The 7,037-nt window shown below is 63.5% G+C and carries 7 protein-coding genes; 4 read left to right on the forward strand and 3 right to left on the reverse strand.

Annotation, left to right across the window (positions count from 1 at the left end):
* Positions 1 to 60: 60 nt before the first annotated feature.
* Positions 61 to 1,911: an extracellular solute-binding protein gene (locus BRD58_RS11955; RefSeq protein ID WP_078057744.1), complete on the forward strand. Its 1,851-nt coding sequence runs from the start codon at positions 61 to 63 to the stop codon at positions 1,909 to 1,911.
* Here BRD58_RS11955 and BRD58_RS11960 read toward each other — a convergent pair.
* The 3 genes from BRD58_RS11960 to rsuA form a co-directional block, all read right to left on the reverse strand.
* Positions 1,886 to 2,233: a YejG family protein gene (locus BRD58_RS11960; protein ID WP_034167927.1), complete on the reverse strand. Its 348-nt coding sequence runs from the start codon at positions 2,231 to 2,233 to the stop codon at positions 1,886 to 1,888. The genes BRD58_RS11955 and BRD58_RS11960 overlap by 26 nt on opposite strands.
* 182 nt (positions 2,234 to 2,415) lie before the next feature.
* Positions 2,416 to 3,609 carry a Bcr/CflA family multidrug efflux MFS transporter gene (locus BRD58_RS11965; protein WP_012849142.1) on the reverse strand — a complete coding sequence of 398 codons (1,194 nt, stop codon included), beginning with the start codon at positions 3,607 to 3,609 and terminating at the stop codon, positions 2,416 to 2,418.
* Between the two features lie 10 nt (positions 3,610 to 3,619).
* Entirely contained in the window at positions 3,620 to 4,327 is a 708-nt protein-coding gene (gene rsuA / locus BRD58_RS11970) for a 16S rRNA pseudouridine(516) synthase RsuA (protein ID WP_012849143.1), read from the reverse strand.
* A 248-nt stretch (positions 4,328 to 4,575) separates the two neighbouring features.
* Between rsuA and BRD58_RS11975 the strand changes: the two genes are divergently transcribed.
* The 3 genes from BRD58_RS11975 to rplY all read left to right on the forward strand — a co-directional run bounded on the left by BRD58_RS11975 (position 4,576) and on the right by rplY (position 7,000).
* Positions 4,576 to 4,818, forward strand: coding sequence for a YecH family metal-binding protein (locus tag BRD58_RS11975; protein WP_012849144.1), 243 nt, complete (start codon positions 4,576 to 4,578; stop codon positions 4,816 to 4,818).
* On the forward strand, positions 4,818 to 6,578 hold the full coding sequence (locus tag BRD58_RS11980; RefSeq protein ID WP_069578900.1) for a DEAD/DEAH box helicase: 1,761 nt from the start codon (positions 4,818 to 4,820) through the stop codon (positions 6,576 to 6,578). The genes BRD58_RS11975 and BRD58_RS11980 overlap by 1 nt, the downstream gene beginning before the upstream one ends.
* Before the next feature lie 137 nt (positions 6,579 to 6,715).
* Positions 6,716 to 7,000, forward strand: coding sequence for a 50S ribosomal protein L25 (gene rplY / locus BRD58_RS11985; RefSeq protein WP_015461886.1), 285 nt, complete (start codon positions 6,716 to 6,718; stop codon positions 6,998 to 7,000).
* Positions 7,001 to 7,037: the final 37 nt, after the last annotated feature.

Below are 7,037 nucleotides of genomic sequence, written 5' to 3' on the forward strand. Positions count from 1 at the left end.
AACCGTGCGCCCGGCACCGCCGCGATCGCCTGCGGTCACCGGTTTTGGAGCCCGTTTCCCATGCGCTTACCCGCCCTGCTCGGTTCGATACTGGGACTTATGCTGCCCCTGCTCTGTGCGGCGGTGCAGCCGGACACCATCGACGAACGCTACGCCATCGCCCTTCGGGGCGAGGCCAAATACGCCGCGGGCTTTAGCCACGTTGACTATGCCAACCCCGCCGCGCCCAAGGGGGGTACCCTGCGCCTGGCCGCTATCGGCAGCTATGACAACTTTAACCCCTACGCCGCGTACGGCACCCCGGCCATCCGCAGCGCACGGCTGTTCGATACCCTGTTCTGCCCCTCCGCCGATGAGCTCGATAGCGCCTATCCGCTGATCGGTGCCTCGATCCGCTACGATCGCCGCTTCCGCTGGGCTGAGGTGGCCATCAACCCCGACGCCCGCTTTCAGGACCGCACGCCGATCGCCGCCCGGGACGTCGCGTTCAGCTTTCACGCGCTGATGACCCAGGGCCCCGCGGCCTTTCGTCAGCGTTTTCATGGCATTACCCTGCGCCCCCTCTCGCCGTTGACCATACGCATTGAGCAGCCATTCTCCGACAAGGCGCGCATTCTGGCGCTGTTGACCCAGCTGCCGATCCTGCCGCAGCACGCCTGGCATCAACGATCGCTGCGTCATCCTCTCCGCCAGCCGCCCATCGGCAGCGGCCCCTATCGCATCGTCCGCTACCGCCTGGGCCACAGCGTCACCTATCAGCGACTGGCCGACTATTGGGCGGCCAATCTGCCGATCAACCGCGGACGCTATAACCTCGATACCCTGCACTATACCTACTACCCCAGCCAACGGGCGGCGCAAGCGGCCTTTCTGCACGATCGGATCGATGTGTGGCTGGAGACCTCCCCGGCTCGCTGGGCGAGCCAATACCCCCAGCGCCGCGTAGCCCGCGGCGAGATCGTCAAGGCCGATCTTCGCAGCCACGCCGCCCAGGCAACCCGCTGGCTGGCGTTCAATAACCAGCTTCCCCTGTTCCGCGACCGTCGGGTACGCGAAGCCATTTCGCTGGCCTTCGACTTTCCGACGCTCAACCGCCGCCTTTACCACGGCGACTACCGACGCGCCGACAGCTATTTCCAGAACACCCCCTACGCCGCGCACGGCTATCCCAGCGCCGCGGAGCTGCTCTGGCTCGCCCCCCTCAAAGGCGAGGTGCCGGCCGCCGTCTTTCTGCATCGCTACCGCCCGAGCGGCGAGCATACCCTGGCCGACCTGCGGCGAGCCCAGGCGCTGCTGACCCGGGCCGGCTGGCGTCGTCACGGCCCATGGCTGGTCAATCAGGTAGACGGACGGCGCTTTGTCTTCACCCTGCTGCTGCCGTACGGCAGTCGGCTACACTATGTCGTCCCCCTGCGCGATAGCCTGGCCCGCCTGGGGATCGATATGCAGATCCGCGCGGCGCCGCGCGGCCAGTTCAGCCGCCTGGCTCGCCGCCATGCCTTCGGCATGATCCCGCTGATCTACCCGGCGACCCCCTTTCCCTCCCCGGCGCTGCGGGTGCGCTGGGGATCCCGCTACGCCGATGGCCGCGGCAATATCGCCAACGTCCGCGATGGCGCGGTCGACGCGCTGCTGGCCCACATCGCCGCGCAGCAGCGCTCACCCGATGCGCTGCTGGCGTTAGGTCGGGCGCTGGACAGGGTCTTAACGTGGAATGCGTTTATGCTGCCGCTGTGGTATTCCGACCACCGGCATCTCGCCTATTGGAACCGATTTGCGATGCCGGCGCAGCGGCCGCGCTACGGTCTGGGATTGGATTCTTGGTGGTATGACGTCAATCGCGCGGCGCGTCTGCCGCCGCAGGGGAGCGCAGGGGCCGACGATGTCACAGAAACGCGTGCGCCGCGATAGGCTCTGCGATGGCCACTCCGTCATTCTTCAGACGGCACATCACCGTGCTCTCATCCTCTGGATCGACAAACAGACAGGGCTCGCCGTCAAGCGCAACGATAGTGCAGGCAACGGGCATCTCCTGCAGGGAAAGGTACATATCGCGCATCACCTGCCAGGCACTCTCGCCGCGCTGACTCAACAGCTTCAGGCCGATCAGCCGGTTGGCCGCGCCCTGCGCTTCCGGATCCGGAATCGGCTCGACCTGGACGCCGGTGCGCCCAGACGCCCAGCGGTAGCGCTGCGGCAACCGATGAACTATCGACAGCTGGAGATTGTTCACGTTCATACCCTGATGATAAACACGGCACAATTTTTTCACAAAAAACTCACACCGTAAATGCTGAATCGCGTAAATTCGCGCAAATAACCGATTGACAGCGATTAATTTCGTCAGAATTGATTACATATCACCAACATTGTCGATATTCTCGCCGCGCCGACGGCGGGCGAGCCCTTGCGTCGTCAGCGTGCCAGAGGTCGTACGCCGCGCGCCGCATACAGAAAGAGCGCCATTGCCAGGGTGCTGCACAGCGCCATCGACCCGGCCAGCGGCCAGGCGGAGACGATCGGCATCTGCGCCAGCAGCGCCCCGATCAGCGCGCTGAGGCCAAAACGCAGGGTGCCGGCCAGCGAGGCCGCCGTCCCCGCCATGTGGGGAAAGTTATCCAGGATCACCGCCATCGCATTGGAGGTCACCATGGAAATACAGCCGACATAGGCCGCCACCCCGAGCACCAGCGGCCAAAATCCCAGCGCCAGCAGCACGCAGGCCACCAGCCAGGCTCCCATCACAAACTGCACCAGCAGCCCAACGCGCAGCATCGCCTGCGCACCGTAGCGACGCACGTTACGGCTGTTAATCAGGGTCATCAGAAACAGAAACAGAATATTCAGGGCAAAATAGTAGCCGAAATGCTGCGGGGAGACGCCGTGCAGGTCGATATAGACAAAGGGGCCGGCGCTGAAGAATGAAAACATCCCGGAGAAGGAGAACCCGCTGGCCAGCATATAGCACAGCACGCGACGGTGGCGGAACAGCGCGGCAAAATTGGTCAGGGTGGCATACAGCCGAAACGGCTGACGCCGCTCACGCGGCAGCGTCTCACGGATAAATAGGGCCACCAGCAGCGTCGCCAGCAGCGCCGCCGCCGCCATCGCCCAGAAAATGGCGTGCCAGCTAAACCACAGCATCAGCGCGCCGCCCAGCAGCGGCGCCAGCAGCGGGGCGATGGTCATCACCAGCACCACAAACGACATCATGCGCGAAAACTCATCCTTACTGAACATATCGCGCATCAGGGCGTTGATCACCACGCTGGCGGCTGCCGCCGCCAGCCCATGCAGCAGACGCAGGGCAATCAGCTGATCGATGCTGTGCGCCAACGCACAGGCGGCCCCGGTCAGGGCAAACAGGAGGGTACCGAACAGGATCACCGGCTTACGCCCCACGCTGTCGGCCAGCGGGCCGTAAAACAGCTGTCCGCAGGCAAAGCCCAGCGTATAGGCGCTCAGGGTCATCTGCACATCGCCGCCGGACACGCCAAACTGCGCGGCGATGACCGGCAAACTGGGCAGGTACATGTCGATGGCCAGCGGCATCAGCATCGACAGCAGACCCAAGATCAGGATAAGCCTCAGGTGAGACCCGTTTTGCACGCCCGGCTCCTTATGCCTTCGCGGCCATTACGCTGGCCACCTCATCGTCGCTCAGCGCGCGGTACTCGCCCGGCGCCAGCGCCGCATCCAGCGCAATGGCACCGATACGCTCGCGGTGCAGCCCCACCACCCGGTTGCCCACGGCGGCGAACATACGCTTCACCTGATGATAGCGCCCTTCGCTGATGGTCAGACGGACATGATGCTCGTCGAAAGCCTCCAGCTGCGCCGGCTTGGTCAGATCCGTTTCACCGTTCAACAAAATTCCCTCGGCAAACTGCGCCGCAGTCTGCGGCGCCAGCGGCTGCTCCAGCGTCACCAGATAGCTCTTCTCACAGTGGTGGCGCGGCGAGGTGATGCGGTGAGACCACTGCCCGTCGTCCGTCAGCAGCACCAGGCCGGTGGTGTCCAGGTCCAGACGCCCGGCGGCGTGCAGCTTTTCCGCCATCGGTTCATCGATAAAGTAGAGAATGGTGGCATGATCCGGATCGTCCGTCGAGCAGACGTAGCCTTCGGGCTTATGCAGCATGAAATAGCGCGGTCCGGTGATAAACGCCAGCACGTTGCCCTCATAGGCAACCTCCTGATCCGGCGTGACCTGCAGCGACCCGCTGCGGGAGACGACACCATCGACGGTGACGCGCGAAGCCCGCAGCTCGCGGATCACCAGTGAGCGGCTGATCCCCAGCTGCTGGGAAATAAATTTGTCCAGTCTCATGAAACCTGCTCTGTTATAACCAAGGCGAAATAAAAACCGATATCGTCCGCGGCGTTGTCCCGAGCGCGGGCATCTCCCGCTGCCGCGGCGAACCTAGATCGCGCAGTCTACCATAAGGCCCCTATCGCCAGCCATCGCCGCGCAGGAAGCGACGCGCTAGGCTGGATCTCCCGCGCCCGATGGGTAAACTGGAGTCCGTCCGCCGCGCGGACACCCAACGTTTCCCTTCGATTCCGAGGTTACACACTATGTCCGCATCCATTCACGGCCACGACGTCATGCGCATGATGCTTGCCAGCGATACGTCCTATACCCGCGATGCCCTGATCGCCGCCATTGGCCAGCGCTTCGGCGCCGATGCCCGCTTTCACACCTGCTCCGCGGAGGATCTCAGCGCCGCCGAGCTGGTGGATCTGCTGGCCGAACGCGGTAAGTTTGTCCCCGCCGCAGGTGGCTTTACCACCCGCGCGGATAAAATCTGCCGCCACTGATGGCCTTTACCCTGCGGCCGTACCAGCGTGAGGCCGTCGATGCCACGCTGGCCCACTTCCGACGTCACCGAGAGCCGGCGCTGATCGTGCTGCCGACCGGCGCCGGGAAAAGCCTGGTGATCGCCGAACTGGCCCGCCTGGCGCGCGGACGAGTCCTAGTGCTGGCCCACGTTAAAGAGCTGGTGGCCCAAAACCATGCGAAATACCAGGCCTGGGGGCTTGAGGCCGACATTTATGCCGCCGGGCTGAAGCAAAAGGGCAGCCAGGCCAAAGTGGTCTTTGGCAGCGTCCAGTCGGTCGCCCGCAATCTCTCCGACTTCGATGCCGCCTTCTCCCTGCTGATCGTCGATGAGTGTCACCGCATCGGCGATAGCGAGGAGGGACAGTACCAACAGATACTGCAGCATCTGCGCGGCCATAACCCGCAGCTGCGGCTACTCGGGCTCACCGCGACCCCCTACCGCCTCGGCAAGGGCTGGATCTACCGCTACCACTATCACGGCATGGTGCGCGGCGACGAGGCGTGTCTGTTTCAGGACTGCATCTACGAGCTGCCGCTGCGCTATATGATCCGCCATGGCTTTCTGGTGCCGCCGGAGCGGCTGGACATGCCGGTGGTACAGTACGACTTCAGCCGTCTGCAGCCGTCGGAGGCCGGGCTCTTCAGCGCCGAGGATCTCAATAGAGAGCTGCGCGATCAGCAGCGCATTACGCCGCACATCGTCAGCCAGATCGAGGAGTATGCGGCCACCCGGCGCGGCGTGATGATCTTCGCCGCCACCGTCGAACACGCCCAGGAGGTACTGGGCCTGCTGCCGACGGGCTGCGCGGCGCTGATCAGCGCGCAGACGCCCCATGACGATCGTGACGCGATCATCCGCGATTTCAAGGCGCAGCGGCTGCGCTACCTGGTCAATGTGGCGGTGCTCACCACCGGCTTTGACGCGCCGCACGTGGATCTGATCGCTATCCTGCGGCCGACGGAGTCCGTCAGTCTATACCAGCAGATCGTCGGGCGCGGCCTGCGCCTGTGCGACGGCAAACAGGACTGTCTGATCCTCGATTACGCCGGTAACCCACACGATCTCTATACGCCCGAAGTCGGCAGCCGCAAGCCCCACGGCGACAGCCAGCCGGTACAGGTGTTCTGCCCCGCCTGTGGCTTTGCCAATACCTTCTGGGGCAAGTGTGACGAGCAGGGCCGTATCGTCGAGCACTACGGGCGGCGCTGCCAGGGTTATTTCGAAGACGACGAAGGGCAACGCGAGCAGTGCGACTATCGATTCCGCTTTAAAAACTGCCCGCAGTGCAATGCGGAAAACGATATCGCCGCCCGCCGCTGCCATCAGTGCGCCGCGCTGCTGGTCGACGCTGACGATATGCTGAAGGCGGCGCTGAGGCTGAAAGATGCGCTGGTGCTACGCTGCGGCGGCATGCAGCTGCGCTGCGGGGAGGATGCCAAGGGCGAGTGGCTGCAGATCACCTACTACGACGAGGACGGTGCCGACGTCAGCGAGCGCTTCCGCCTGACCACCCCGGCCCAGCGCACCGCCTTTGCCCAGCTCTTTCTCCGCCCGCATCAGCGGGCGCCGGGCTGTGAGCTGATCTGGCAGCGGGCGGCCGATATCGTGGCGCAGCAGGATGCCCTGCGCGCACCCGACTTTGTGGTGGCGCGCCGCCGGGGCCAATTCTGGCAGGTTCGGCAAAAAGTATTTGACTATCAGGGGCGTTTTCGCAAGGCGAACCAGCTGCGCGGCTAATTTATTTGCCGTCCCTGCGCGGATCGGCTAGAATGCCGCCCGCCTTGTTAAGGGTGTTAACCTAAGACTGGCGCACGATATCCCGTCTGCTGCTGGGTCGCCTGTAGCAGGCTTCATTTTTTTAAAGAGATAGATCAATGTTCACGATCAACGCTGAAGTACGTAACGAGCAGGGTAAGGGTGCGAGCCGCCGCCTGCGCACCGCCGGCAAATTCCCGGCAATCGTTTATGGTGGTAGCGAAGCCGCGCTGTCCGTTACCCTGGACCACGACACCACCATGAACATGTCTGAAAAAGACGGTTTCTACACCGACGTTCTGACGCTGTCCGTTGACGGCAAAGAGATCAAAGTGAAGATTCAGGCGGTACAGCGTCATCCGTACAAGCCGAAAATCACGCACATCGACTTCGTTCGCGCTTAATCGCCCGTTCGCGTCAGATGATAAAAAAAATCGCAGC

It is taken from the genome of Edwardsiella piscicida, assembly GCF_001896205.1.
Taxonomy (GTDB): Bacteria; Pseudomonadota; Gammaproteobacteria; order Enterobacterales; family Enterobacteriaceae; genus Edwardsiella; species Edwardsiella piscicida.